Annotated in this window: 21 protein-coding genes; 14 read left to right on the top strand and 7 right to left on the bottom strand. The window is 57.2% G+C overall.

Annotated elements, in window-relative coordinates:
* Window positions 1-900, bottom strand: a complete 900-nt coding sequence (locus VF694_RS03925) for an NAD kinase (RefSeq protein ID WP_003803315.1) — start codon at window positions 898-900, stop codon at window positions 1-3.
* Between the two features lie 127 nt (window positions 901-1,027).
* Between VF694_RS03925 and hrcA the strand changes: the two genes are divergently transcribed.
* The 5 genes from hrcA to dnaJ all read left to right on the top strand — a co-directional run bounded on the left by hrcA (window position 1,028) and on the right by dnaJ (window position 7,246).
* Window positions 1,028-2,041, top strand: coding sequence for a heat-inducible transcriptional repressor HrcA (hrcA, locus tag VF694_RS03920; protein WP_003803319.1), 1,014 nt, complete (start codon window positions 1,028-1,030; stop codon window positions 2,039-2,041).
* Window positions 2,042-2,106: 65 nt separating this feature from the next.
* Window positions 2,107-3,192, top strand: a complete 1,086-nt coding sequence (gene hemH / locus VF694_RS03915; RefSeq protein ID WP_003803321.1) for a ferrochelatase — start codon at window positions 2,107-2,109, stop codon at window positions 3,190-3,192.
* 113 nt (window positions 3,193-3,305) lie between these two features.
* Window positions 3,306-3,896, top strand: coding sequence for a nucleotide exchange factor GrpE (grpE, locus tag VF694_RS03910; RefSeq protein WP_003803322.1), 591 nt, complete (start codon window positions 3,306-3,308; stop codon window positions 3,894-3,896).
* Between the two features lie 188 nt (window positions 3,897-4,084).
* Window positions 4,085-6,010, top strand: coding sequence for a molecular chaperone DnaK (dnaK, locus tag VF694_RS03905; RefSeq protein WP_003803323.1), 1,926 nt, complete (start codon window positions 4,085-4,087; stop codon window positions 6,008-6,010).
* Between the two features lie 102 nt (window positions 6,011-6,112).
* Window positions 6,113-7,246, top strand: coding sequence for a molecular chaperone DnaJ (gene dnaJ / locus VF694_RS03900; RefSeq protein WP_003803324.1), 1,134 nt, complete (start codon window positions 6,113-6,115; stop codon window positions 7,244-7,246).
* 93 nt (window positions 7,247-7,339) lie between these two features.
* Here dnaJ and VF694_RS03895 read toward each other — a convergent pair whose 3' ends face one another.
* The 6 genes from VF694_RS03895 to VF694_RS03870 form a co-directional block, all read right to left on the bottom strand.
* Window positions 7,340-10,177: a M16 family metallopeptidase gene (locus tag VF694_RS03895; protein ID WP_440163714.1), complete on the bottom strand. Its 2,838-nt coding sequence runs from the start codon at window positions 10,175-10,177 to the stop codon at window positions 7,340-7,342.
* A 172-nt stretch (window positions 10,178-10,349) separates the two neighbouring features.
* On the bottom strand, window positions 10,350-10,874 hold the full coding sequence (locus VF694_RS03890; RefSeq protein WP_003803326.1) for a MarR family winged helix-turn-helix transcriptional regulator: 525 nt from the start codon (window positions 10,872-10,874) through the stop codon (window positions 10,350-10,352).
* 449 nt (window positions 10,875-11,323) lie between these two features.
* Window positions 11,324-13,246, bottom strand: coding sequence for a collagen-like triple helix repeat-containing protein (locus VF694_RS03885; RefSeq protein WP_440163712.1), 1,923 nt, complete (start codon window positions 13,244-13,246; stop codon window positions 11,324-11,326).
* Window positions 13,247-13,478: 232 nt separating this feature from the next.
* Window positions 13,479-14,069, bottom strand: a complete 591-nt coding sequence (locus VF694_RS03880; RefSeq protein ID WP_003801147.1) for a MarR family winged helix-turn-helix transcriptional regulator — start codon at window positions 14,067-14,069, stop codon at window positions 13,479-13,481.
* Window positions 14,066-15,520, bottom strand: coding sequence for a collagen-like triple helix repeat-containing protein (locus tag VF694_RS03875; RefSeq protein WP_440163711.1), 1,455 nt, complete (start codon window positions 15,518-15,520; stop codon window positions 14,066-14,068). The genes VF694_RS03880 and VF694_RS03875 overlap by 4 nt, the downstream gene beginning before the upstream one ends.
* 378 nt (window positions 15,521-15,898) lie before the next feature.
* On the bottom strand, window positions 15,899-17,650 hold the full coding sequence (locus VF694_RS03870; protein ID WP_230406185.1) for a ShlB/FhaC/HecB family hemolysin secretion/activation protein: 1,752 nt from the start codon (window positions 17,648-17,650) through the stop codon (window positions 15,899-15,901).
* Window positions 17,651-18,333: 683 nt separating this feature from the next.
* Here VF694_RS03870 and VF694_RS03865 point away from each other — a divergent pair.
* The 9 genes from VF694_RS03865 to VF694_RS03825 all read left to right on the top strand — a co-directional run bounded on the left by VF694_RS03865 (window position 18,334) and on the right by VF694_RS03825 (window position 26,045).
* On the top strand, window positions 18,334-18,516 hold the full coding sequence (locus VF694_RS03865; RefSeq protein ID WP_059318064.1) for a Flp family type IVb pilin: 183 nt from the start codon (window positions 18,334-18,336) through the stop codon (window positions 18,514-18,516).
* Between the two features lie 60 nt (window positions 18,517-18,576).
* The gene (locus VF694_RS03860; RefSeq protein WP_415301853.1) at window positions 18,577-19,086 is read left to right on the top strand and encodes an A24 family peptidase; all 510 of its coding nucleotides are present in this window, start codon (window positions 18,577-18,579) and stop codon (window positions 19,084-19,086) included.
* Window positions 19,086-19,607, top strand: a complete 522-nt coding sequence (locus VF694_RS03855; protein ID WP_003801142.1) for a TadE family protein — start codon at window positions 19,086-19,088, stop codon at window positions 19,605-19,607. Before VF694_RS03860 ends, VF694_RS03855 begins: the two co-directional genes overlap by 1 nt.
* Window positions 19,604-20,095, top strand: a complete 492-nt coding sequence (locus VF694_RS03850; RefSeq protein ID WP_003801141.1) for a TadE family protein — start codon at window positions 19,604-19,606, stop codon at window positions 20,093-20,095. The genes VF694_RS03855 and VF694_RS03850 overlap by 4 nt, the downstream gene beginning before the upstream one ends.
* Window positions 20,092-21,045: a Flp pilus assembly protein CpaB gene (gene cpaB / locus VF694_RS03845; protein WP_301605913.1), complete on the top strand. Its 954-nt coding sequence runs from the start codon at window positions 20,092-20,094 to the stop codon at window positions 21,043-21,045. The genes VF694_RS03850 and cpaB overlap by 4 nt, the downstream gene beginning before the upstream one ends.
* 84 nt (window positions 21,046-21,129) lie before the next feature.
* Window positions 21,130-22,464 (top strand): type II and III secretion system protein family protein, encoded by a 1,335-nt coding sequence (locus tag VF694_RS03840; RefSeq protein WP_059318032.1) that lies wholly within the window; start codon window positions 21,130-21,132, stop codon window positions 22,462-22,464.
* Window positions 22,465-22,505: 41 nt separating this feature from the next.
* Window positions 22,506-23,759 carry an AAA family ATPase gene (locus tag VF694_RS03835; RefSeq protein ID WP_235587657.1) on the top strand — a complete coding sequence of 418 codons (1,254 nt, stop codon included), beginning with the start codon at window positions 22,506-22,508 and terminating at the stop codon, window positions 23,757-23,759.
* Window positions 23,760-23,786: 27 nt separating this feature from the next.
* A complete protein-coding gene (locus VF694_RS03830; protein WP_059318031.1) occupies window positions 23,787-25,121 on the top strand; it encodes a CpaF family protein in 1,335 nt (444 codons plus the stop codon).
* The gene (locus VF694_RS03825; protein WP_003801132.1) at window positions 25,122-26,045 is read left to right on the top strand and encodes a type II secretion system F family protein; all 924 of its coding nucleotides are present in this window, start codon (window positions 25,122-25,124) and stop codon (window positions 26,043-26,045) included.
* Window positions 26,046-26,049: the final 4 nt, after the last annotated feature.

Here is a 26,049-nt window from a genome sequence, read left to right as displayed (position 1 = left end):
TCAGTCGTTTTCGTCGTTAGGCAAAGGGATGTGATTCCAGCCCAGCTTCTGGCGCAAGGTGGAAAAAAAGCTGTAGCCCTTGGGGTGGATAAAGCGGCTGGTGTCCTGGGAGCGGCGCACATCAATCCGGTCTCCCTGCTGGCAGTCCGACCAGGTTTGCATATCAAAGTGCACGCTGCCGCCGGTTTCCACCCGACCCAGGGCGGTAATGGTCAAATTCAGGGTGCCGGTATCGGGCAGCACAATGGGGCGGTTCGACAGGGTTTGCGGGGCGACCGGCACCAGCAGAAAGGCTTTCAGCGACGGGTGCAGCAAGGGGCCACTGGCCGCCAGGGCATAAGCGGTTGAGCCGGTGGGGGTGGAAATGATCAGGCCGTCCGATCGCTGTCGGTACATGAAAACGCCATCCAGCTCCACACGCAGCTCGATCATGCCGCCACGTCCGGCGCGGTTGATGACCACATCGTTCAGGGCCACGCCCGAGTACAGCACTTCTCCGTCACGCACCACGCGGCCTTCCAGCATGGAGCGTTCTTCAATGTCGTACTCGCCTTTCAGAACACTGAGCAAGGCCTCGTTGGCATCATTCAAGGGAATGTCGGTAATAAAGCCCAGGCGGCCATGGTTAATGCCGATCAGGGGGACCTTGCTGTGGGCTAATTCGCGTGCAGCGCCTATCATGGTGCCATCCCCGCCCATCACGATCGCCAGATCGGCGCGCTGGCCGATCTGGGCATAATCGCCGATGGGAAATTCGGTTATACCGGCATTTTGGGCGGTTGTAGCCTCAATTAGTACTGAGCAGCCCGTGTTGACCAGGGTGTTGGCCAGCGACCGGATGGGCGCATCCAAGCCACAGTCCTGGTATCTACCAACAATGGCAACCGTTTTGAAATGCATGGGGCGAAAACCTTATGATTAATGAAATAATGGCGATCAGTGGATTATAGAGTTGCCACTCTAGGCTTGGCTGTAAGATTCTCCCCTTTATCATGCAGAGCTGGTGTTTTTAAGTGACGTACGCGACATGGATGACAGAGCAAATGCCTTGTTGAAGGTGCTGATCGAGCGTTACATCGCCGATGGTCAGCCGGTGGGGTCTCGCACCTTATCGACCGTTTTTGATTTTTCTCCGGCCACGATTCGTAATGTGATGGCGGAACTGGAGGGTCTGGGCCTGATTCACAGTCCTCACACCTCGGCGGGGCGCATCCCCACGCCTAAAGGCTACCGCTTGTTTGTGGACCGTCTGCTGGCAGCCGAGCGTTTTGAGCGCCCCGATGCCCGCAATCTCAGCCAGTACCTGCCCTTTGATGAACCCAACCGTGCGGTCAGTTCCGCCGCGTCCCTGCTATCGAACCTGTCGCAGTTCGCCGGCGTGGTTCTGGCACCCAAAAAAGCACAGACCTTTCGGCAAATTGAATTTATCCGTTTGTCCGACAAGCGGGTGTTGCTGATTATCGTCACCCCGGATGGGGATGTGCAAAACCGTATCCTGTTTGTGCCGCGCGACTATCTGGAACAGGAACTGATCGAGGCCAGCAATTTTTTCAACCAGCATTTTTCGGGCATGTCCTTTGAGGCCGTCAAGCTGGCTTTGTCAAAAGAGCTCAGCTCTTTGCAGCTGGATATTTCGCGCCTCATGCAACAAGCCGTGGATGTTGGCAGTCACCAACCCGACAGCGAGGAAGCGGTGGTGATTGCAGGCGAGAGCAAGTTGCTGAACGTCACTGAAATGGTGGCGGATATGGACAGGCTTCGCCGCCTGTTTTCCCTGTTCGAGAAAAAAACCGATCTGCTGCATCTGCTGGATGTGTCCAGCCAGGCTGAAGGGGTGCAGATTTATATTGGTGGCGACTCCCAGCTCCTGCCGCTGGACGATGTCTCCGTGATTACCGCACCGTATGGGGTGGACGGTAAAGTCGTGGGCACGCTGGGTGTGATCGGGCCGTCACGGATGGCGTATGATCGTGTGATTCCGATCGTAGACATTACAGCCCGGCTATTGTCCAATGCCCTGAGCCATCACTCGGCCAGTTAATGGATAGACCTTTAACCTGTTGGTAGGCGCAAGGTTCGCTGGCTGTCTAAGGTATTAATCAAATCATGCCCAAGTTGTTTGCCTCTCCTTATTTGCCCGAAGCAAAGGATGCCGATATGTTCAATGCCCAGGCTCCGGTCAGACCGGCCGGGCCTGTCGGTATTTTGCTGCTTAACCTGGGTACGCCCGATCAGCCTGATGCTGCGTCCATTCGCCGTTATCTGGGCGAGTTCCTGTCGGACCCCCGGGTGATCGAAATCCCTCAGCCTCTTTGGCAAATTATTCTGCGCCTGTTCATTTTGCCGCTGCGCCCGCGCAAGCTGGCCCCGCGTTATCAGGATATCTGGTTGCCGCAGGGCGCGCCGTTGCTGGTTTACAGCCAGGCGCAGGCCGATGGATTGCAGGCGCTGCTGCAGGCGCAAGGCCATGATGTCAAGGTGGAGCTGGGCATGCGTTATGGCAACCCGTCCATTGCCAGTGGGCTGGATAAGTTGAAAGCGGCCGGTTGCGAACGCATCTTGGGCCTGCCGCTGTATCCCCAATATGCCGCCAGCACCACCGCGACCGCCGTGGATTGCGTGGCCGGGCATCTGGCCAAACAGCGCAATCAGCCTGAATTGCGCTTTATCAAGCGCTACCACACCCATCCGGATTATATCGGCCCGCTGGCGGCCAAGATCCGTCGTTACTGGGATGAGCACGGCAAGCCCGAGCGCTTGTTGTTGAGCTTTCATGGCTTGCCGCGCCGTTGCGTGGAACTGGGTGACCCGTATTACCGGGATTGTCGTGAAACGACCAATGCCTTGCGTGCCGCGCTCGATGAGCCCGGCGTAGAGGTGCATATGGCGTTTCAAAGCCGCTTTGGTGCGGAGCGTTGGCTCGAGCCGTACACCGAGCCGACTTTGCGTGAATGGGGTAAGCAGGGTGTGGGGCGCGTGGATGCGGTTTGCCCCGGCTTTGTGGCCGACTGCCTGGAAACCCTGGAGGAGATCCAGGTGGAGTGTCGAGACGCCTTTCTGCAAGAAGGGGGCGGCCAGTTTCATTACATCCCTTGTCTGAATGACGATCCCCAGTGGATAGAGGGCCTGGGACGGCTGGCCGTGCAGCACTTGGGCGGCTGGCTGCCCAGTCGTCTGGTGCCCGCCCGTTAGGATGAGGCAGTGTTTCAGGCTCAGCTCAGCAAAATACGAACGCGGGTCTTGAACTGGGGGCAGATGCCCCCATTTTTATACGATCAACGAATTCTGTAGTGGAGATACATCGAATGGCTACACATGCCGATCCCAATAAGCCTCTGGACGGGGAAGTGACGGAAAACACGCCTGAACAGGCACAACAGGGCGCTGTCGAGCAGGACCAGCCAGAGATTTTGGCCCAGCAGCCCGAGGAAAACCCAGCTGATCTGGCGACCGAGTTGGCCCAGGCTCAGGAAAAAGTGTCGCAGTACTACGACCAGTTGTTGCGTGCCAAGGCCGAAGTGGAAAACATCCGCCGCCGTGCGGACGACGATGTGGCCAAAGCCCGCAAGTTCGGTACCGAGTCTTTCGCTGAAAGCCTGATTCCGGTGCGCGACAGTCTGGAAGCCGCTCTGGCCCAGACCGAGCAAACCCCGGAGGCCTGGAAGGAAGGCGTGGAAACCACGTTGCGCCAGTTGAACAAGGCCTTCGAGCGCAATAGCTTGAAAGAAGTGGCACCGCAAGCCGGGGACAAGTTTGATCCACACCTGCATCAGGCCATTTCTGCTGTGCCCTCGGAGTTTGAAGAAGGCGCGGTGGCCCAGCTGCTGCAAAAAGGCTACACCATTTCGGACCGGGTTTTGCGTCCTGCCTTGGTGATGGTGTCGGCGCCCAAGTAATCGCGCCTGGCAAACTGGGCCGGCAGGCCGTCCAGAATATAGACGCATTTGCGTGCTTGCTTCGGACCTGCCGCTTGCCCAGTGAAAAAAATTAAGGCAGTGGCTCTTGAAATGCACGTACCTTTCCCCATATGCATTTCATCGAATAATTTGCTTTCGCAATCAATCTTTTAGTCAGGTAAAAAATCATGGGCAAAATCATTGGTATTGACCTTGGAACCACCAATAGCTGTGTATCGGTGTTGGATGGCGACCAGGTTCGTATTATCGAAAATGCCGAAGGCGGTCGCACAACGCCTTCCATCGTGGCTTACATGCAGGATGGCGAAATCCTGGTTGGCGCTCCAGCCAAACGCCAGGCGGTTACCAACCCTGCCAACACCATCTTCGCGGTCAAGCGTTTGATCGGTCGTAAGTTCACTGAAAAGGCAGTTCAAACAGATATTGAACACGTGCCTTACACCATTGTCGCTGCCGACAACGGTGACGCCTGGGTGGAAGCTCAAGGCAAGAAGATGGCTCCTCAGCAAGTGTCTGCCGACATCTTGCGCAAAATGAAGAAAACCGCCGAAGACTACCTGGGCGAAGAAGTAACCGAGGCCGTCATTACCGTGCCTGCTTACTTTAACGACAGCCAGCGTCAGGCAACCAAGGACGCCGGCCGTATTGCTGGCCTGGACGTCAAGCGCATCATCAACGAGCCTACTGCTGCTGCCTTGGCTTTCGGTCTGGACAAGGCTGACAAAGGTGACCGCAAGATCGCTGTTTACGACTTGGGTGGCGGCACGTTTGACGTGTCCATCATCGAAATCGCCGACATCGACGGTGAGAAGCAGTTTGAAGTGCTCTCGACCAACGGTGACACCTTCCTGGGTGGCGAGGACTTTGACAAGCGCATCATTGACTACATCATTGCCGAGTTCAAGAAGGAAAGCGGCGTTGATCTGTCCAAAGACGTGCTGGCCTTGCAGCGCCTGAAAGAGTCCGCTGAGAAAGCCAAGATCGAGCTGTCTTCGACGCAGCAGACCGAAATCAACCTGCCTTACATCACGGCTGATGCTTCCGGTCCTAAGCACTTGAACCTGAAGATCACCCGCGCCAAGCTGGAAGCGCTGGTTGAGGACCTGATTGAACGCACGATCGAGCCTTGCCGCGTAGCCATTAAGGATGCTGGTGTGAAGGTTTCGGAAATCGACGACGTGATCCTGGTCGGTGGCATGAGCCGCATGCCCAAGGTACAGGAACGTGTTAAAGAGTTCTTTGGCCGCGATCCTCGCAAAGACATCAACCCAGATGAGGCGGTTGCTGCCGGTGCCGCGATTCAAGGTTCTGTGCTGTCGGGCGACCGCACTGACGTTCTGCTGCTGGACGTGACCCCGCTGTCCCTGGGGATTGAAACCCTGGGTGGTGTCATGACCAAGATGATCCAGAAGAACACCACGATTCCTACGCGTCATTCGCAGGTGTTCTCCACGGCTGATGATAACCAGCCTGCCGTGACCATCAAGGTGTTCCAGGGTGAGCGTGAAATCGCTGCTGGTAACAAGGCATTGGGCGAGTTCAACCTGGAAGGCATTCCACCAGCAGCACGTGGCCTGCCACAGATTGAAGTGACCTTCGACATCGATGCCAACGGTATCTTGCATGTATCCGCCAAAGACAAGGGTACGGGCAAGGAAAACAAGATCACCATCAAGGCGAACTCCGGTTTGTCCGATGAGGAGATCGAGCGCATGGTGAAAGATGCCGAGATCAACGCGGCAGAAGACCACCGCATCGCGGAACTGGCAGTGGCGCGCAACCAGGCTGAAGCCCTGATCCATTCGACCCGCAAGTCCTTGACGGACTACGGCGACAAGTTGGAAGCTGCAGAGAAAGAAGCCATCGAAAAGGCGATCGCCGATCTGGAAGAAACGCTGAAAGACGGTGACAAGGAAGCGATCGACGCCAAGGTGGAAGCGCTGGGCGTGGCCTCGCAGAAACTGGGCGAGAAGATGTACGCCGACATGCAGGCCCAAGCCGCTGCACAACAAGGTGCGGAAGCGACGGCTCAGCAGCCCGCCGACGAGAACGTGGTCGACGCTGACTTTAAAGAAGTCAAACGCGATCAGTAATTGCGAGCCTGAGTAAGGTTCCCTGGCCCGATCTTTGGCGGCTTACGCTGGAGATCGGGCATTATTATTCAAACAGCGGCGTTTGGACGTCGTTAATCAATCATGGCAAAACGCGATTTATACGAAATTCTCGGTGTGGCCAAAAATGCGACGCAGGATGAAATCCGCAAGGCGTATCGCAAGCTGGCCATGAAGTTCCACCCTGACCGTAATCCGGATAGCAAGGACGCCGAGGAAAAGTTCAAGGAAGCCAAGGAAGCGTACGAAATCCTGTCCGATGAACAGAAGCGCGAAGCCTATGACCGCTATGGTCATGCCGGAGTCGATCCCAACGCTGGCATGGGCGGTATGGGTGGCGGCATGGGCGGGGCCGGATTTGCAGACGCCTTTGGTGATATTTTTGGCGAGATCTTCGGTGGTGGCGGTGGGCGCCGTGGCGGTGGCCCTCAGGTTTACCGCGGCGCGGATTTGCGCTATTCGCTCGATATCAGCCTGGAGCAGGCGGCTGCCGGTTTTGATACGGAAATTCGAGTACCAAGCTGGGAAAACTGCGATACTTGCTCGGGTACGGGTGCCAAGCCTGGGACATCGGCACAGACGTGTCGCACCTGCCAGGGCAGTGGCGCGGTTCGTATGCAGCAGGGTATTTTCAGCATGCAGCAAACCTGCCCAACCTGTCACGGTAGCGGCAAGGAAATTCCTGATCCCTGCGTGGTGTGCCACGGCGAGGGCAAGGTCAAGAAGACCAAAACCTTGCAGGTCAAGATTCCTGCCGGTATTGATGACGGTATGCGCATCCGTTCCAGCGGCAATGGCGAACCGGGCGTGAACGGTGGGCCACCCGGTGACTTGTATGTGGAAATCCGCATCAAGCCGCACGGAATCTTCCAGCGTGACGGCGAGGATCTGCATTGCGAGCTGACCATCCCCTTTACGACCGCCGCCTTGGGCGGCACCGTTGAGGTGCCTACGCTGACTGGACGAGGTGAAATCACCATCCCTGAAGGTACTCAGGTGGGCAAGACCTTCCGCTTGCGTGGCAAGGGGATCAAGGGCCTGCGTTCCAGTTACCCCGGTGACTTGTATTGTCACATTCAGATCGAGACGCCTGTACGCCTGAACGAAGAGCAAAAGAAATTGCTGCGTCAGTTTGAACAGGCTCTCAATGATGGAGGTGTCAAGCACTCGCCCAAAAGTGAGTCCTGGACGGACAAGGTAAAAAGTTTCTTTTCCTGAGTCCTCCAAGGCATAGCGAAATAAAAAGCCCGGTACTGCTGTACCGGGCTTTTTTCTTTCTGTTCAGGACGGCTTCAGGACCCAACCTGCCTCTTAGGGTTGGGCCTCCATCAGGGCCGGTTCAGCAGTGTTGTCCGGGACGTCTGTCGCCGTCTTTGTTGCAGGTGCAACATCGTCTTTCTGACGCTCATGGTCGGCGGCAATGGCAACCACCATGTCCTGAGGTTTCAGATATTTGCGCAAGGCTGCGTTGACCTGTTGAGCATCGAGTTTTTGCAGGTCCTGATCCATTTTCTCGGACCATTCAAAGCTGCGGCCCAGATCCAGGTAGTTCAACCAGGCACTGCTAACCACAGCATCCTGACTGCGCGAGAGGCGGCGATAGTTCAACAGGGCAGTGATGCCTTCCTTGACCTCTTGTTCGCTAAAACCGTCCTTCAGTGTCTGGTTCAGCACCTCATTAATGGTGTTGCCCAGTTTTTCGCTGTTGGTGGGAGCGTGGATGGCGTAGACCGTCCATGAGCCATGGGGCTCATAGCTGGACGCATCGAGCTGGCTGCGTACGTTGTAGGACAGGCCATCCTCCACCCGCACACGATTCCACAGACGCGAGGTTTCCGACAGGCCCAGCAAGTAATTCGCCAGATAGACGGCCGGGAAGTCAGCGTCGGTATCTTGCAGCTTCAGGCCCAGTTCAGCCAGATAAAAGGCGTTGGCTTTGTCCGGCGTATTGATATCGAATACCTTGGGCGGGACAGGGTGCAGCGGGTCGTCCGGCCGTTGATACGTCGGCGCTTTACGCCATCCTTTCAAACCGTCCGACAGAGCCTTGCGAACCTGCTCCTCGTCAAAGTCACCCACGGCGCTAAAGGCGACATCGCCTGTTCCATAAAATTTCTGATGGAAATCCCGTACCTGTTTGAGGGTGACGGCCTGCACCCGCTCTATCCCTTCTTCAAAAGTAGGGGTGTAGCGGATATCGTCTTTGGGCCAGGGGTTGGTGTAGCGTTCAATGGTTTGGCTTGCCAGGGCAGCCGGCTCGGTGCTGGCCGATTTCAGGTCCGTAACGACGGCCTGCTGGTATTTCTTCAGTTCGTCCTCCGGGAAGTTTGCCTCGCGCAGCACGTTCAGTGCCAGCGCAATGGCCTTGGGCAGATTTTCGCGGTTGGACGACAGGCTCAGATACAGACGGCCATTGGAGCCGCTAGTGCTGAACTGGGTTTGCATGGCCGTAAACTGGTCGGAAATCTGTTCCCGGTTGAGCTTTTTGGTGCCGGTGCTTAGCAGACTGGCCACTGCCGCGGCTGTGGCGCTCTGGTTTTTCAGTTGCTCAGGCGAGCCAAACTTGAAGGACATCCGGGCCTCGACACGCTCGGCGCGGGTCGCTTTGGGAAGCAGTGCCATTTTGACTTCGCCCAGATCCTTGCCTAAGGACAGGGGCTGCAAATCAGTGCGAGCCATGATGTTTGCTGGGCTGGGATCAAACGCTTCGACGGCTTTGCCGCTGTCCTTGCCGGTGTAATCCTGCACCAGCTTGGCGACATCCACTGGTGTGGCCTCAGGAGCACGTACCGGTTTGTCGGTGGGAATGTACAAGCCATTGCTGCGGTTGCTGGCCACCAGCCAGGTTTCCAAGGCCTTTTGCACTTGTGGTAGCTTGGCGTCTTCTACCCGATCACGCTGTAGAAAGAACAAACGCCAGTCGCCGCTGGCCGCTGCCTCGGACAAGGCGCTGGCCAGGCGTGAGGGATTGGCGTAGGTTTGCGTCCAGCCCGTCAGCCACTGGCTGCGCACGCGTTCCAGGTCCGCCTCTTTCAGTGGGGACTTGGCGACACCTTCCACCGTTTCATTCATGACCTTTAAGGCTTTTTGCGGGTCCATATCGGACTTGAGTTCCGCACCAAACAGGGCGTAGCCTGGATCGTGATTTTCGGAGTCAAAGCTAAATACGCTGGTAGCCAGATTGTTGTTGACCAGGTTCTTGTAAAGCTGGCCACTGGGTGTGTCACCCAAGGCACTGATGCCCAGGCTCAGGTTCATATAGTCCGGGCTGGCGGCGCTGGGCAGATGATAGAGCGACATGATCAGCGGCGTGCCGCCCTGGCGACGCAAGGTCACCGTACGCGTGCCATCTTGCACGGGTTCGACCGTGTATTCCGGGCGCAAGTGGCGGGTGGGTTTGGGGATGGAGCCAAAGGCCTTGGCAATGTTCTCCAGGGTCTGGTCCGTATCGAACTGCCCGGTTACAAAGAGTACGGCGTTATCAGGCTGATAGTAGTCGTGATAGAACTTGCGCAGTTGTTCTACGTCTACGTTCTCTACGTCCGATCGTGCGCCGATGGTGGTCTTGCCATAGCTATGCCATTGATAAGCGGCGGCAGTGAGCTTTTGCATCAGCACCCGGAAAGGACTGTTCTCGCCGCTTTCCATTTCATTGCGCACCACGGGCATTTCTGCTTCCAGATCCTGCTTGTCGATCAGGGCGTTGACCATGACATCGGCCTGCCAGTCCAGATACCATTTCAAGGTTTCAGGATCGGCAGCGAAACTGGCAAAGTAATTGGTACGGTCACTGGAGGTGGTGCCATTGGCCTCCAGACCACGCTTGGAGAACTCCCCTAACGCATTGCGCAAGGTGGGCGTGCCGCGAAACAGCATGTGCTCGAGCAAGTGCGCCATGCCGGTCTGCCCATAATTCTCGTGTCGTGAGCCGACCAGATAGGTCATGTTGACGGTGGTCGTAGGTTTGGAATCGTCAGGGGCCAGAACAAGGCGCAGACCATTGTCCAGCGTATATTGCGTAACGCCTTCGACAGAGGGGCCTTGGGCCAGGCCAGGGGGTAGCGCATAAGCGGCCAGTGAACTTGACAGCAGCGCAGCTCCTGCAAGATGGCGCAGGCGCAGGGCGGCAATCAGTACAGAGAGTTTCATGAACACATCCTTACGGTTTTAGCGAGAAATAAGCCAGCCAGGCCGACCAGTGTCTTTTGTAGCATGGGGCCGTTTAGCTGGGTAGGCGGCAATCCCTGCAAAAAGTTTGTTCTGTCAAAAAAAAAGCCCACCAGTGGTGGCTGGTGGGCAAAACAGCAAGAAAACGGCACCCCTAGGTGGTTTTGTGCTTGAGCCTGTCCAGGGCATCCTGACGCAGATGCTCAAGACTTTTAAGAAGAAATTCGTAAAGAGCGGTGATTTGTTTAGGGTTGTAGTGTGCCGCGGCCTGCATGACCTGCTGCGCGGGTAAATCCATGTCGCCCATCAAGCGCTTGCAGCGTTCCTGGTTGGGATACAGGCTGGTCATGCGTCCGTCGCGCGGATGGGGCTTGCGCAGCAAGTAACCTGCGTTTTCCAGTCGGGTAATCAAGGCTTGAGTGCCGCTGGGGCTCAGATCCAGTAATTGGGCCAGCCTCCCCGGAGACAGGGGTTTGAGTTCCAGCACAAACTCCAGGGCCTTGTACTCATTCAGACTCAAACCAGCGGCTCGTGCCAACTGGTGCTTGTTTGCTTCCAGGTAGACATCAAACTGGCGCAACATCATGCGCACGATATCGTTTTGCATATGCCCTGACAAAACTTCGTCCCTTGCTTCTGGCTCGGTCCACACGGTTGTCAGGGGCTGTTTATTGGGCATACGCATATATCCCTAGCGTGGGGGAGCACCCAGCAAACCGGTAAAGGGTGTCAGACGCTTGTGGTAAAGAGCAGGGTCGCCGTCAGGAGCGCCCGATACGCAGCGGACAGAGTGGGCAAGAGCAGCGGACTGCTGGGGACTGGATGCTGGGGCGACCATGAGCTGGCCCCTGATGGACCAGGTTTGTTTAGTGTGTGCGAAAGAGGGGGAAGCGGCCCCTGTACGGGGCGTTGTGACAGCCGTTGTCATGCTCACCGTGCCGGGTGTGAGTGATGACTTGGCAGCCTGTCTTGCCAAGCTGGCAAATGCTGTCAAGAAGGTAATCCTTGGGCTGAGTAAGCCAAGTCTGCCAGATTCATAATGCCTGTGTCTTCTGCGAGTCATGACTTACTCCATGAGAAATGGATGAGCTTTTGAAGGAAGGGGCGGGATGCGCCCCTTCCTCTGGTTTAGCGAGGCCCGCTACCGAGCAAGCCGCCCAGCAAACCGGTTACCGGTGCCAGCAGGCCGCCATTGTTGTTGCTTGCAGTAGCGGGACCGCCCGCGTCCACGCTGCCCGAAGCTCCCACGTCAACCGAGACGCTTGTCCCACCCAGCAGTCCTCCCGTCAAGCCACCGACCAAGCCTGTCACAGGAGCGAGCAAGCCACCATTGGCGGCATCGCCACCGGCCAAACCGCCGGTCAGCCCGCCGACCAGATTGGTGACAGGGGCGAGCAAGCCACCATTGGCGGCATCACCACCGGCCAAACCGCCGGTCAGGCCGCCGACCAGATTGGTGACAGGGGCGAGCAAGCCACCATTGGCGGCATCACCACCGGCCAAACCGCCCGTCAGGCCGCCGACCAGATTGGTGACAGGGGCGAGCAAGCCACCATTGGCGGCATCACCACCGGCCAAACCGCCGGTCAGGCCGCCGACCAGATTGGTGACAGGGGCGAGCAAGCCACCATTGGCGGCATCACCACCGGCCAAACCGCCCGTCAGGCCACCGACCAGATTGGTGACAGGGGCGAGCAAGCCACCATTGGCGGCATCACCGCCACCCAAACCGCCCGTCAGCCCGCCCAGCAAGCCGGTTACAGGCGAAAGCAAGCCGCCGTCACCATTGCCAGTCAGACCACCGGTTAAAGAGGCAACGGCTTGTGTCGCGTGGTTGAGGGTATTACCCAGGGGGTTCGTGTTGCTATCGGTTTGGTGAACCAGTCCGCCCACCGAGGCGACTGCCTGGCCCAGATGACCCACAACACCGCCCAGCCCCACAGGGGCAGCGCCATCTAGCTGCGTGCCCACATTAGCCAGGGCGCTGCCCACGCCGCCTAGCAGGGCGTTGATGGGTTGGCCCACGCCCAGGCCGTCACCGACTTGTTGCGTCACATGAGTGACCGTTGCGCCGACTGGAGCAACGACGGTATCCAGAGTCTGGCCGACATTGCCCAGAATGGGGTTCAGTCCAAGGGGCAGGATGTTGTCTACCGTCTGGCCTACATTCGCCAGTGATGGCTCAAGAATGGGAGCGGCGTCTGTGCCGTCCAGCAGGCCACCCAAACCCAACTGACCCGTCAATGGATAGAGCAGGCTGCCTTCACCCAACAAGGAGTCGGTCAAAGCGGCAACCCCTCCTGTCGCATGACCTAGCACGGCGGTCAATGGCTTCGGGTTGCTGGCGTCTGCATGCAGCAAACCACCCGCGCTGCCCACCGCATTGCCCAGCCCGGTCAACAGACCGCCCACACCTTGACCCAGGTTTAGTGGCAGGCCGGTATTACCCAGTTGCTCGCCTAGATTGACGACCACGCCGCCCGTCTGCCCCAGCAGATTATTGACGGGCTCGCCCAAACCTGTGGCACCTCCAACTTGTTGGGTCAGGCCTGTGGCAGTATCCACAACCGGGGCGACGACGGTATCCAGTGCTTGGCCCAAGCCTGCTCCTGTATCTTGCAAGCCTACCGGCAGCACGTTATCGACTGCTTCACCGACATTGTTGAGCGTGGTTTCCAGTGGTCCGGGAGTGCGAGGATTACCACCGCCGTTGTCGCCACCGCCGTTGTCACCGCCGCCGTTATCACCACCGCCGTTGTCACCGCCGCCGTTGTCACCACCGCCGTTATCACCTCCGCCGTTATCACCACCGCCGTTGTCGCCACCGCCGTTGTCACCGCCGCCGTTGTCACCACCGCCGTTGTCACCACCGCCGCCTGTACCACCTCCGTTGCCTGTGTCTGGATTGGTTGGGATGGAATTGTCAGAGCCTCCCGAAGAACCGCCGCCGCTTAGGCTGCCGCAGGCGGTTAAAGCCAGAGTACTGGCCATCAAGGTGGCTAGGATGGTCAGGCGAAGGCCTGGTTTCTTGCTGTCTGTATTGTTATGCATTGCTTGCTCCAATAAATGATCGGGGTACCTGCTTGCTTCTTGGTTGAGGTTCAAGCAATTCGCATGCCAATTTTCTTGGTTTTATGAAACCCGCATCGATGCTCGGTTTGGTGCAAAGTACGAGAAAAAAAGAGGGCTATTTGTTACGGGTTTCGGCGCTTGGGAGGAACGTGTTACGTAACAAAAAAAGAACCGCTGACAAGCAGCGGTTCTTAAAGGCGTGGCAACAGGTTCAGGAGGACCGCGGTACCAGTGCCTTCGCATCCAGCCATGCTTTGGTGTTTTGTCGGAAGGTGCTCATGCTGTCGACCAAAAAGTCATACATGGCGATCAGTTGGGCGGGATTCTGGCTGGCCGCCGTGTTGATCGCTTGATTGATGGCACGCTCTTTCACGGCAAGGACTTCGCGACATTTGTCCATGACCGGGTGCAGGGCAATGACCCGCTTGTCCAAGGGGTGGCGACCGCGGGTGATGTATCCTTTGTGCTCCAGGCGATTAATCAGGGCGCTGACGCCACTGGCGCTTAAGTCCATCAGGTGTGCCAGTTGTCCTGTTGGCAGGGCATCGAACTCCATGATGTATTCCAAGGCCTTGAAATCATTCAGGGGCATATTGGCCTGTTCGGCCAGACTGGCTTTCAGGGCCTCTGCATAAATGGTGAACTGACGGCCCAGCATTTTGCCCAGATCCATCAACATCTTTTCTGACAGCATGTGTTGCTGTTCATCGTGGGAGGACCAGTTGGAACGGCTGCCTGCGCCTGATGTACCTGGGTGAAAGTTGACCGGCAAACTTACCGGATTCATGACTTTATTCATCATTTGCGGCCACCTCCGAGCAAGCCACCGACCAGGCCGGTGACGGGTGAGAGCAATCCTCCATTGGCTTGAGCGCCGCTCTCGCCAGTATTGGCCGGGGCACTGACCGAGCCTGTCAGGCCACCAACCAGCCCACCGACCAAACCGGTCACTGGCGCGAGCAAACCGCCGTTGGCTGCGTCACCGCCAGCCAGTCCGCCCGTCAGCCCGCCGACCAGGTTGGTCACGGGTGCGAGCAAACCGCCATTAGCAGCTTCGCCGCCACCCAGCCCGCCCAGCAGGCCAGTTACAGGAGCTATTAGGCCACCTCCCTCTCCACCCGTAATTCCGCCCAGCCCGCCTGTCAGGGAGGCAACCGCCTGGGTAGCGTGATTCAGGGTGTCACCCAAGGGATTGGTGTTGCTGTCTGTGTGGTGTAGCAAACCACCTGCTGAAGCCACGGCCTGGCCCAGATGACCTACCACACCACCCAGCCCCAACGGCGCAGCATGGTCCAATTGGCTGCCTACATTCCCCAAAGCACTACCCACGCCGCCAAGCAGGGCATTGATAGGCTGCCCGACGCCCAGACCGTCGCCGACTTGCTGAGTCACATTGGTGACGGTAGCGACCACCGGTGCAACGGTATTGTCCAGAGCGCCGCCCACGTCACCTAAAATGGGGTTCAGGCCCAGAGGCAAAATGTTATCTACGGTTTGTCCGACATTGCCCAAGGCCGGTTTGAGCACCGGCTCCCCTTCTTCTGCCAGCAAGAGACCACCCAGTCCCAGTTGAGCGGTCAGGGGATGCAGGAGACTGCCCTCACCCAGCAAAGAACCGGTCAGGACTTCTACGCCCTTGGTGGCGTGGTGCAGTGTGTTGCCCAGCGGGTTGAGATTTTGCGGGTCATTTACCAGCAACCCGCCAACCGATCCGACGGCTTGACCCAGATGAGAGAGCAGGCCGCCTGCACCTTCACCCAGATTCAGCGGCAGGCCGGTCTTGCCCAATTGGTCGCCCAGATTGGTCACTACTCCGCCGACTTGTTGAGTCAGTCCATTAACAGGCTGACCCAGTCCGGTCACACTACCGACAGTACGGCTTGTGTCGGTCACGATATCCGTAACCGGTTTCAATGCGCCATCGAGTGTTTCGCCCAGTTGATTGCCAGTCTTGCTCAGATTCAGGGGAACCACGTTGTCGACTGCCTGGCCCAGATTACCCAACGCATTTTGGGTCAGGCTGTTGTCTTTGCCGCCGCCGTTGTCACCACCGCCGTTGTCCCCTCCGCCGTTGTTGCCACCACCACCATCGCCGCCGCCTCCTGTGCCCCCGTCGCCGGGTGTGGGCAGGTTGGGATCGATAGCCGGCGGGCGAGCCGACAGGTCCAGACCATCACGCACGCCGCCGCGTGAGGAGCATCCGGCCAGAACGGTAGCGCTGATGATCAATGTCGCGACAAGCGCACGTTGCAAGTTGCGTTGGCTTGAGGCGTTTCTTGCTGAATTCCTTGCTTTCATGACTGACTCCGGTTTGAAGTGTAAGCACGCCCTTCAAGGGCTGTTGTCAGTCTTTGAGCAAAAATAGTGCCAATTTATTGTGTATGGTTTTGTTTTTTGTTTTTTGGTTTTAAATCATTGGCTTGGGCTTGGTTTTTGTTTTTTCAGGCACGCTGGTGTGTGGTTTTTAAGCCTGGATAAGAGGGGGGTAGCCCGGTTTTAACGCTTTGTTCTGTTCCTGTTACGTAACGTTTTTCGTAACACCTGAGCCTAAAAAATGGCTCGATGGAATACAAAAAAAGGCCATCTTGCGATGGCCTGAGAAAAAACATGTGTCCGGCCAACGGCTCGACTTTAAAAGCCGTCGTAGAAGAACAGGAAATTCGTGTTCAACCGTAGTTTTCGTTGGTCGGAATTGACCGGCAAATCTCCCAGCGGTTTTGCCACGTTGATATCAAACAAGTAATGCTTGTTATTGGACAGCCGTACCCCAATGGCTGCCGATCGCAATTCACGGTTGTTGTAGCTGTTCAGGCGATCCAGGTTATACCAGGCGCGTGCCCAGTCATAAGCGATATAGGGTTGGATGCTATTGAGCCAGCGCGAGGAGTTGGTAAAACGACGATTGATTTCCAAGGTCGCGCCCAGGCCTTTGTCACCGGCCAGTTCACCTTGGGGATACCCGTAGCCGTGTCGCCATGCGCCAAACGAGATCTGTTCGGAATTGGGCAGGACATTGGAGCTGTATTGGCCACTGGCAGAAAAGCTCATGCCAAATTGTCCCGGCAAGGCCAGATTCTGTCTGAAGGAAGCGGTCCAGCGGGTGAAATCCAGGTCCAGATCGGATTCGGCGTCACGCTGCAAGTACGTGTTCAAGGATTTACGAGCGCCCATGGCGTCCAAGCCCTTGTATACCCCCAGGTTCAGTTCCCGCGACTGTCGGGCCGAGGCATCGGTATAGCGCAGCTCGGCCTTCAATGCGCGTACATCGGTGGTGTTTTCGATCCAGACATTGTCCAGCGTTTTGTGGGTGTAATCGTCCAGAGACCGGCTGGCATAAAAGCCGGCCGTACCTTTGAGGCTGCGCTGATTGTTCAGAATGAAGGGGTAGCTGATGGCTGCGCCGATGCGCTCGTTGATAACCTTGCGATTCCAGCCCTGTCTTTCCAGGACTTCGTCGCGTGGCTCGGAGCGATAGTGGTAGCCGTCTATTTCCAGGTTCAGACCGTTGCCGTTAAGAGGGATGGTCAGATTGCCGCTGACGTATTTGACGTCTTCGGGGCCGGTGGGAATGGCGGCGGTCAGCTTGAGCTCTTCTCCCAAGGGGGTCAGGCTGTTGGCGCTCAGTTGCACCAGCGCCTGTTTGCTGGACCCCATCTCCGCGATACTGGCATTTGCGCTAAATGATTTGTGTTGAGCCTCTATCAGCAGCTCGGAGGCGCCATCCGTGCGCACAGGCATGTCCAGCTTGGGGTCGATCTTCAGGCCAGGCACGGTGCGCAGCAAGTTCATGGTGCGCTCCAGCGTGCGTTGGGTCAGCGGCTTTTCGTCCACCATCGCCTGGGCAATGCGTTCGATCCGCGCCCGGCTGCGGCCCGGATCGCCTTCAATGCGGACACTGCCAACATGGCCTTCCACGACCGTAACCTTGATGTGACCTTGCGCGAAGTCTTGTTGCTGCAAGACAGCAAAGGACAGCGGGTAGCCTTTTTGTTGATAAAGCGCAGTGATCTTGTTCACTTCGTTGATCAACTGGGCAATGGTCAGTGTTTTGCCCGCCAGCGGCTCCAGAATGGCCGTGATCTGTTCAAAGGGGATGCTGCGACTGCCACTGACGTCAAAGCTGCGAACGAGCACTTGCTGCTGGAGTTGTTGTTGAAGTTGGTTTTGTGCCGCGGCGGGGGGGATGCTTAAAGACGGCGTAGTCGTCCTGGGGGCTGGTGCGCTGATGGGCGGCAACGCGTCGACGGGGTTACCCCGCAGGGGCGCGTCTGCCCAGCTAGCCGGACTTGTCGCTGCCAGGCCCATCATGCATCCCACGCTCGCAATCAGGCTGGGATTTTTTTTTCTAAGGAAGGCCAGTGATACGGGGTGCTTGTCATTCATTTGCATTAATCATTATTCGCTGAAAATCGGGCGCTTTTTTCTACTGTGCCGTAGTTTAACTTCGCTGTCACTTTTTGCTGTTTGAAAACAATCTATTTCCACATAGTGATTTAAAAGACCGCAAATATTACATTTTGAAACGTAAAAAAAATAGGCCTGATTTAGGGTGTTGGCAAACAGTCCTTTATGGCTGTATTCACGTCTACTTGCGGCGCTGCAAAATGGCTCACTTCCGCCGCAAGCCCAAAAGAAAAAGTTACTTTCTTTCAAGTAATTAAAGTGTCATCAGCGTGTCCTGTCAGGGAACAGGAGCAGCATTTTCTGTTGCATTTTGAAATGATAAAAACGGTAACATTATCAAATTTAGACACATTTCAGGTAAGAAAAGGTTTCAAATTAGCGGTTTTTTAGCCTTTTTTCACGGGATTTTGGCTGTTGTAAATACACAATCATGCGTTTTTCGTATCTTTAGGCTAGAATTCGTTTGTGTATTTGACGGCTGTTACACGTAAACCCTAGTAAAAACATAGACATACGAAGGTTTAAGATGATTTCAACGGAAAAATACAAAAATTGATAACAGTTCGCAGTGGTTGTTGCCGGATTTGGCAACGTTTTGTGCCTTCAGGGGTATCTGACCCTCGCGCTTGAGGGTGCTTTTTTCTTTTTACATGGGGACAGTCATGAAGACTCAACTTCAGCAATTCTGGAAAGACGAAGACGGTGCGACCGCTATCGAGTATGGCTTGATCGCTGGCCTGATCGCTGTGGCGATCATTGGTGTTTTGAGCACCCTAAGTGGAGATTTGAAGGGTTTGTTTACAAGGATATCTACTGAGCTGACTTCTGCTGCAGAAGCCGAGTAGGGCGATTGTTTGAGCATCAGCCAATTAAACAATGGCTGAGCCTTTAAGTTTGAATGGCTGATGCTTATGTTTGTTTTAATAAAAATTTCTTTTGTTTTTTTTCTGCTTTTCTTTTCCATTCAGATTATTTATTGCGATCTGAAATTCCGGAAAATCCCTAATACCTTACTAGTTTTCTATGGTTTGGCGCTTCTGCTGCACAAGATCCTGGTCAGTGTGTTCTATGGCCTTCCCTGGGGATCGGTGGTGGGGTGGGGAGATTCGCTGATCGGTTTTGCCGCTGCCTTGCTCGTGTTTTATCCCATTTGGCTCGCACGCCTGATGGGCGCGGCCGATGTGAAACTGATGGCCGTGTTGGGGTTGGCGCTGGGGTGGAAAGAGGCAGGCATGGTGGTGTTGTTCGGCACAGTGCTGGCGGGTTTGCATGCCTTGGCGTTGGTGCTGATTCCATCATTGGAGCGCAAGTACGGATTCGCCTTGCCGGGTACCCGGGTCAAGGCGCGCAGTGTCCCCTTGGGGGCCTGGTTATCCCTCGCAACAATGGGGTGGGTATGGATGCAAAATCAATAATGCTCCCACGACAGGGTCAATTACCAAAGCGGCGTGGCGTCGATAAAAACTATCAATACGGAGCCTACGCGCTGGAATTTGCATTGGTTTTTCCATTGTTGTTTCTTTTTATGTACGGCTTGCTGACTTTCGGTTTGATTATGACCGCGCAGCAGTCTCTGAATTTTGCCGCCGAATCCGGTGCGCGGGCGGCGTTGATTGAGCCAGCGGCAGGAAACAGCGATCCGATGAGCAGCCCGGCTCGCTTGCAGGCACGGGCGGACCGGGCCCGGCAAGTAGCTGCCGATCACGTTCAATGGTTAAGCCATTGGGTGGGAAGTGAGCATGTGCGCGTCAGCGCCGATTTGTCACGCGAGGAAATCAGCGTCGGGATTGTTTACGACTACGTGCAGGCACCGCTGATTCCGCGTTTTGCACCCGATACCCTGTTTTCACTGGTCGTGCCCGAACAGCTAAAAGGGCATGCCCGCATCAATCTGCTGGTTGCGGGTGAGGTGGGCTCAGAGGGGGGCACGCCATGACTCATGCCCGCGCGTCCATTGCCGTTGCCCAGCGTCAGCATGGCGTGGCCGCCATCGAGTTTGCATTGATGGTGGGGCTGTTGCTGGTGATTTTCAGCGGCATCCTTACCTTCAGCTCATTCTTTCTGGCCCAGCAAAAGATGAACCATTTGCTGGGCGACCTTTCGCGCCAAGTAAGCATGCAGGTCAAGGCGGCTGACGGGATAGAGTCCTTTGTCAATGAGCAACTGGCCGAGAACTATGGCAAGGGCCAAGCAAAGAGCGACGCATTTTTGAACTGGTTCGGTGATCTCAGCGCCGAGGTCCAGTCCCAGGCCTGCACGTCCGAGCCCCTGTACGACTGCGCGCAACTTTCGTTGAAGCTGGATCTCGAGCCCGGCATTCTTTCTCAAACCCTGGACCTGCTCACCCCTGAAAAGGAAGGGGCGGATCCATTGCGCAGCTTAAGCGCCAAGACATTACTTGTACTCAGGAGACCACATTCATGAGCGGCATGATGAAGGGGGCAGCAGTCCTTTTATTGCTGGTCGCAGCCGTATTGGTTGCAGTTGCTTTGTACCTGGGCATGCAGCCCAACCCTGAAGTGGTCCAGCCTGTAGTGGGCACGCACAGCGCCGAGCCAGCGGCGACGCTTTACCCGGTCGTAGTCGCTAAACGGGATGTTAAAGCGGGAGAAGCCTTGCAGGCCGACGCGCTGGAGCTGGCCCAGTGGCCTGCCGCGCCGGCACAGTCTTTCGATACGCTGGAATCCTTGACGGGCAAGACGCTGCGTTTTGATCTGGGGCAGGGGCAGCCGGTATTGAGCAGCTTCATCGCCAAAAGTCTGGCCAGCTATCTGGACGCAGGCGAGCGCGCGGTCACGATTCCGGTTGATGTGATCTCGGGCGCCAGCAACCGGGTCGAACCCGGCGACCTGGTCGATATCTTCATGACCTTCAACAATGGCAACGAGGTCAAGGACACCCAGGCTCGCTTGCTGATGCCACGGGTACGGGTGCTGGCCTATGGCAGTGCCTCCCTGTCCGGGCCGGACCCCGCCGAAAACACCTCGGGCAATCGTGCTGACACGCAGGTTCGCCATGCCATGCTGGCAGTCCCTCTGGAGTCGGTAAACGAGCTTTTGCTGGCCAGTCGCAGTGGCAGTTTGCAAGTTGTCTTGCGTGCACCCAAGGACGAGAGCCTGCCTGATCCCTCCTTGTTTCCCGAGTTTGCGGGGCTGATCCCAGCGCGCACCGGGCTGGATGCGGAGCAGCGGGAGGCCTTGAAGCTACCCGATAACCGTGCCATGGCAGGTCTGGGCTTACGGGAGTTCACGATCAGCCAGAGCGAGAAAGAGCAGGTTCAGGCGCGAGCTCAGGCCAGCGGGCAGCCGAATGCCGCGCCGCCAAGGCGCACAGAGGTGATTCGCGGTGGGCGTTTAGAGCTTATTCAGCATTAAGCAGCAAGGAGCTTGTTGTGGGGACGGGTCAGCCTGCCAGAGGCGGTTGACGAGAAGCGACGCAAGGCAGCATGGATTAAACACATGAGACAGAAAATCAGAAAAGCAGGTCTGGGTTTGGGGTGCTGGTATGCGCTCTGCTTGTCGGTTTTGGCACCGGTGCCTGTCATGGCGCAAACGGCTCAAACCAGCGCCAGCCAGAAGGTGATACGCCTGGTGGCCAACGATCAGGATATTTTACGTTTGTCGCAAGTCCCGCTGCGTGTGGCGATTAGCGATGAAAGCGTGGCGGATGTGCAAATTCTGTCCGCATCGGCCGGGCAACGCGGCGAGGTGCTGCTGATTGGTAAACGCGCGGGCACGGCGGATCTGCGTGTCTGGATGCCGGGCCGCACGAATCCGGATCGGTGGACGATTGAAGTGAGCAGTCAGGTGCAACAGCAACTGGCGCAGGCCGGTCGTCCCATGTCGGCGCAAGTCTCCAGCGCCGGACAACAGGCTTTGATTACCGGCAGCAGCCCGTCTTTGCTGGACCATCAGGATGCCATGGCGGCCGCGCGTTCCGGCGCAAGCCCGGATGCGCCCGTGCTGGACCTGTCCGAGGTCAGTACCAGCGGCATGGTCCAGGTGGAAGTCAAAGTGGTGGAAGTTTCCCGCGAAGTCATGAAAGACATTGGCCTCAGTGCCAATGCCATCGGTGGCAAGCCCTGGACAGGCGGGGTGAACTTGCTGCCCCAGGCGATTTCGGGCGGATTGAGTCTGGCGTATAACTCCCGCAACTTCAGTGCGGCGTTGAATCTGCTTGAGCAAAACGGACTGGCCCGGATTCTGGCCGAGCCAACCTTGGTCGCCATGTCCGGTCATAGCGCCAGCTTCCTGTCCGGTGGTGAGATTCCCATTCCCAGCTCAGGGGGCCTGGGAACCACCACGGTGGAGTACAAACCTTTTGGTATTGGGTTGACGGTCACGCCGACGGTGCTCTCAGCCGAACGTATTGCCTTGAAAGTCGCGCCAGAAGCCAGCGAGCTGGATTACTCGCGCGTTGTGGAAATGCCGGGCGGGGGCGTGATGCCGTCTTTGCGTACCCGACGAGCCGACACCACGATCGAGCTGGGTGATGGCCAGAGCTACATCATCAGTGGCCTGGTGTCCCGTCAGACTGCCGCAGCGGTCAAAAAGATTCCTTTCTTGGGTGACTTGCCGATTCTGGGCAGTTTTTTCCGCAATGTGCAGTACAGCCAGAGCGAGCTGGAGCTGGTCATTGTCGTCACCCCTCGTCTGATTAAACCGATCCAGAAGGGGGCAACGATAGCCCTGCCGGGAGGGCGTCAGGAAAAGCTGGATGACGCGCCGAATGCCTGGGGCTATTTCTTGCTGGGCCGACACGGCTATGAGCAGATGCCAGGGTTTTCGCGCTAAGCGCGTGGAGTGGTGACGTGCAACGATACCGGGAATATCTCTTGTGTACAGAGCACCCCGAGCTGGCCGTGATGATTAACGCGGCCGCCGCGGGGCTGCTGACGGTGCGGGCCATTGAACCCACGACCGAGAGTTTGCGCCGGGAGCTGGCCCAGCAGGCAGAGCCTTTGGTGTTTTTTGATTTCGTTCATGGGCAGCATGGGGACGAGAACGGGCAGGTGGTGGCGCTGGTGCGCAGCCTGGCCCGACTCGATGCCAGCGTGCAGCGTGTGGCAGTGGGCCGGGCGTCGGTTCCGCAAGGTCCGGTCAATGCCCTGCGAGCCGGAGCGAATGAATTTCTGGATCTGGATGCCAGGGAGGACCTGCATCATCAATTGCAGGTGTTGATAGAAAAGCTGGGCCAGACCCAGCACAGCCCTTTGTTGGACAAACCTTTTCGCAGCATTTTGCTGATGAGTGCCCGTATCGGCGTTGGCTGCAGTACGGCAGCCAGCAGTCTGGCCTGGTTGTTGCAGCAGGAAATGAACCGTTTGGGCAAAGAGATGCGGGGAGTGTCATCGGCCAAGCCCTTGCCTGTCGAGCTGGTGCCCTTGAGTGAACGTGTGGGTCTGCTGGATCTGGGGGCTCCGACGGGAGACTGTGCGCTCTACATGGGCTTGCGGTCGGATTTTGACTTTATTCAGGCTGCCGCGCAGCGTCATCGCATGGACGACACCATGCTGCACTCGGCGCTGGCCCAGCACAGCAGCGGATTGAACCTGCTGTCCTTGCCGGCTGATGTCAATACGCTCAATCAGATCAGCCTGGAGGACTCCCTGAGTCTGTGCAGTTACCTGCGCGAACGCATGGGATGTCTGGTCATTGATGCCGGTGGCTTTCCCAACCCGCGTTTTCTGGTGGAGCTGGAGTCATTGGTCGATGAGGTGTTGATTGTCACGGATCAGAGCATGGGTGCGCTGGTCTCGCTGGCCGAGTTCCTGGCGCTAAGGACCCAGTTTGATGCGCTGGCCAATGTGCGCCTGGTGGTCAATCAGTTCGATCCCGCCTATGGCTTTTCCGGTCAGGCGATTGCCGAGCGTTTTGATCTGGAGCTGGCTGCCGTGCTGCCGGACCGGCGTCTGGGGCATATGCGCAGCGCGGGCCTGGGCAAGATTTTAGTGCAGGTCGATGAGAGGGACCCGTATACCCGCGCGTTGCAGAATCTGGCATCGGGGTTGACGGGACGCAGGCAGGGGCTGTCGCAAAACAAGGTCAGTACGGTTTTGGGACGGTTGAAATTCAGGTTCGGGGGCTGAACAGGCCCAAGCATGGAAAAGTAAGGCATGAACAATACTTCATTGCTCGGTGGGCGTCCCGACCTGATTCAGGTCCGGGAACAGGCCCATGAACATTTGCTGGCTCGTATCGAGGAGTTGGGAGCCGAGTTTGGTCGCTGGACACGGCAGGCCATTCAGGATTTTGTTGGCATTGAACTGGCCAGCTTTGTTCGTTTGAAACGGGTGCCGGTCAACGAACAGGAGGTTCGGGAGATCGTCCAGGCCTTGACCCGCGAACTGGCAGGGCTGGGGCCGCTGGAGGACTTGCTGGAAGATCCTAGCGTTGAAGACATTCTGATCAACGGTCATGACAAGTTGTTCGTCTCGCGCGGTGGCGTTCTGCAGCGTGAACCCAGTGGCTTTACCGATGATCAGCATGTGCTGCGCATTGTGCGCCGTATTCTGGCCCCTTTGGGGCGCAGGCTGGATGAATCCGTGCCCATGGTCGATGCCCGTTTGCCCGATGGTGGTCGCCTTAATGTGGTGATTCATCCTTTGGCGGTCGATGGCCCCATGGTGTCTATCCGCAAGTTTCGCAAGGACCCGCTCAAACCAGAAGACTTGCTGCGACTGGGGGCGTTTGATGAGCCGGTGGACCGTCTGTTGCAGGCCGCCGTAGCCTCGCGCTGCAACATCCTGATTTCGGGTGGCACCAGCTCGGGCAAAACCTCCTTGTTAAATGCACTGGCGTTTTACATCCCCAAAACAGAACGGGTGGTGACGGTGGAAGATACCGCCGAGCTGGCCTTGAACCATCCCCATGTGGTGCGGCTGGAGGCGCGTCAGGCCGGGTATGACGGCAGTGGTGAAATCTCGATTCGTGAACTGTTGCGCAACAGCTTGCGTATGCGCCCGGATCGGGTCGTCGTGGGCGAGGTGCGAGGGGCCGAGGTAATCGATATGTTGCAGGCCATGAACACCGGCCACGAAGGCTCCATGGCAACAATCCATGCCAACTCGCCGCGCGAATGTGTCTACCGAGTCGAAATGCTGGCCGGTTTTGCCGGCTTTCAGGGCAGTGAGGACAGTTTGCGTCGGCAGATTGCCAGTGCGCTGGACTTCATCATTCAAATCGGTCGTTTGCCCAACGGTAAACGCCGGGTCTTGTCCATCACGGAAATCACCGGCATGGGCGATGGTGTCATCGCCATGCAAGAGCTGTATCGCCACGAGTCCTATGTGCTCGATGACGGCACCGAACAGGATCGCTGGGTCAGCCTGGGCATTCACCCACATACGCGCAAGCTGATGCAGTATCGCGATCAACTGGCCAATGAGCAGGTTCAGGCTCAGGAAAATGCGCCCAAGGAGGGTGGCGGATTCTGGGATTGGAGACGCTAAATGATGGCTTTGTATAGCGCCTTGGCGGCGGTCATCTTGATGCTGGTCGCTTTGTTGCTCTGGGCCAAAGGCGCTCAGCGCCAGCAGGCCCGGCGCTCGGCACAAGTGCTGGAACAGCAGTTGGCATTGCGTCCTGCCGTTCAAAGCAGCGTACGGGCCCAGCCTGCCGCTCAGGATGCCTGGCTGGCTGCGCCCAAAGGCTGGCGCGAGTTCATGTTGCGCACAGGGATTCAGCCGTCGCGTCGTTTCTATCTGATCCTTCTGCTCGGGACACTGGTCCCGCCCGCGCTTCTTTTGGCTCTGGTCGGCCCGGTGGCTGGCCTGGCCATGCTGATTGCGACCGTTTTGGGCGCCTACACCTACCTCTGGTTTCGAAGTGACAAGCGTCACCGCAAGATCGTCTCCCAGATCCCGGATTTTCTGGACTTGATGGTGCGCCTGATCACCATCGGTAATAGCATGGGAGCGGCATTTCTGAATGCAGCCGACAACACGCCACAGCCTTTGGGTCAGGTGCTGCAAGATGCCAACTCCTTACATCGCTCCGGTCAGGATCTGGATGTGGCCTTGCGTACGGTCTCGCGTCAGCACGGCTTGCATGAGCTTTTTCTGGTGGCTGCAGTCATTAGTGTGGCGATGCGTTTTGGGGGGCGCAGTGATCAGACCATGGAACGGATGGCCGGCTTCATGCGTGACCGGGAAAACGCCCGCAGCGAGCTGGTGGCCCTGTCGGCGGAAGTGCGGTTGTCGGCCTGGATACTGGCTTTATTGCCGATCCTGATCGGCGTCTACATCCTGATGTTCAATAACGAGCTTTTTCTGACCATGTGGAATGACCCGGTGGGGTTTCGCATGTTGTTGTTTGCAGCGGTCCTGCAGTGTGTGGGCTGTTATTGGCTGTATTGGATGGCGCGTAATGTCTAGGAGC

Source organism: Alcaligenes sp. Lyrl_28, assembly GCF_051948705.1.
GTDB lineage: Bacteria > Pseudomonadota > Gammaproteobacteria > Burkholderiales > Burkholderiaceae_B > Alcaligenes > Alcaligenes ammonioxydans.
Note: the sequence above shows the minus strand (reverse complement) of the source record. Positions and strands in the feature narration are given on the sequence as shown.

Coding starts and splice junctions, on each gene's coding strand:
- VF694_RS03925 (WP_003803315.1), bottom strand. CDS start 900: ATGCATTTCAAAACGGTTGCCATTGTTGGTAGATACCAGGACTGTGGC.
- hrcA (WP_003803319.1), top strand. CDS start 1,028: ATGGATGACAGAGCAAATGCCTTGTTGAAGGTGCTGATCGAGCGTTAC.
- hemH (WP_003803321.1), top strand. CDS start 2,107: ATGCCCAAGTTGTTTGCCTCTCCTTATTTGCCCGAAGCAAAGGATGCC.
- grpE (WP_003803322.1), top strand. CDS start 3,306: ATGGCTACACATGCCGATCCCAATAAGCCTCTGGACGGGGAAGTGACG.
- dnaK (WP_003803323.1), top strand. CDS start 4,085: ATGGGCAAAATCATTGGTATTGACCTTGGAACCACCAATAGCTGTGTA.
- dnaJ (WP_003803324.1), top strand. CDS start 6,113: ATGGCAAAACGCGATTTATACGAAATTCTCGGTGTGGCCAAAAATGCG.
- VF694_RS03895 (WP_440163714.1), bottom strand. CDS start 10,177: ATGAAACTCTCTGTACTGATTGCCGCCCTGCGCCTGCGCCATCTTGCA.
- VF694_RS03890 (WP_003803326.1), bottom strand. CDS start 10,874: ATGCCCAATAAACAGCCCCTGACAACCGTGTGGACCGAGCCAGAAGCA.
- VF694_RS03885 (WP_440163712.1), bottom strand. CDS start 13,246: ATGCATAACAATACAGACAGCAAGAAACCAGGCCTTCGCCTGACCATC.
- VF694_RS03880 (WP_003801147.1), bottom strand. CDS start 14,069: ATGATGAATAAAGTCATGAATCCGGTAAGTTTGCCGGTCAACTTTCAC.
- VF694_RS03870 (WP_230406185.1), bottom strand. CDS start 17,650: ATGAATGACAAGCACCCCGTATCACTGGCCTTCCTTAGAAAAAAAAAT.
- VF694_RS03865 (WP_059318064.1), top strand. CDS start 18,334: ATGAAGACTCAACTTCAGCAATTCTGGAAAGACGAAGACGGTGCGACC.
- VF694_RS03860 (WP_415301853.1), top strand. CDS start 18,577: ATGCTTATGTTTGTTTTAATAAAAATTTCTTTTGTTTTTTTTCTGCTT.
- VF694_RS03855 (WP_003801142.1), top strand. CDS start 19,086: ATGCTCCCACGACAGGGTCAATTACCAAAGCGGCGTGGCGTCGATAAA.
- VF694_RS03850 (WP_003801141.1), top strand. CDS start 19,604: ATGACTCATGCCCGCGCGTCCATTGCCGTTGCCCAGCGTCAGCATGGC.
- cpaB (WP_301605913.1), top strand. CDS start 20,092: ATGAGCGGCATGATGAAGGGGGCAGCAGTCCTTTTATTGCTGGTCGCA.
- VF694_RS03840 (WP_059318032.1), top strand. CDS start 21,130: ATGAGACAGAAAATCAGAAAAGCAGGTCTGGGTTTGGGGTGCTGGTAT.
- VF694_RS03830 (WP_059318031.1), top strand. CDS start 23,787: ATGAACAATACTTCATTGCTCGGTGGGCGTCCCGACCTGATTCAGGTC.
- VF694_RS03825 (WP_003801132.1), top strand. CDS start 25,122: ATGATGGCTTTGTATAGCGCCTTGGCGGCGGTCATCTTGATGCTGGTC.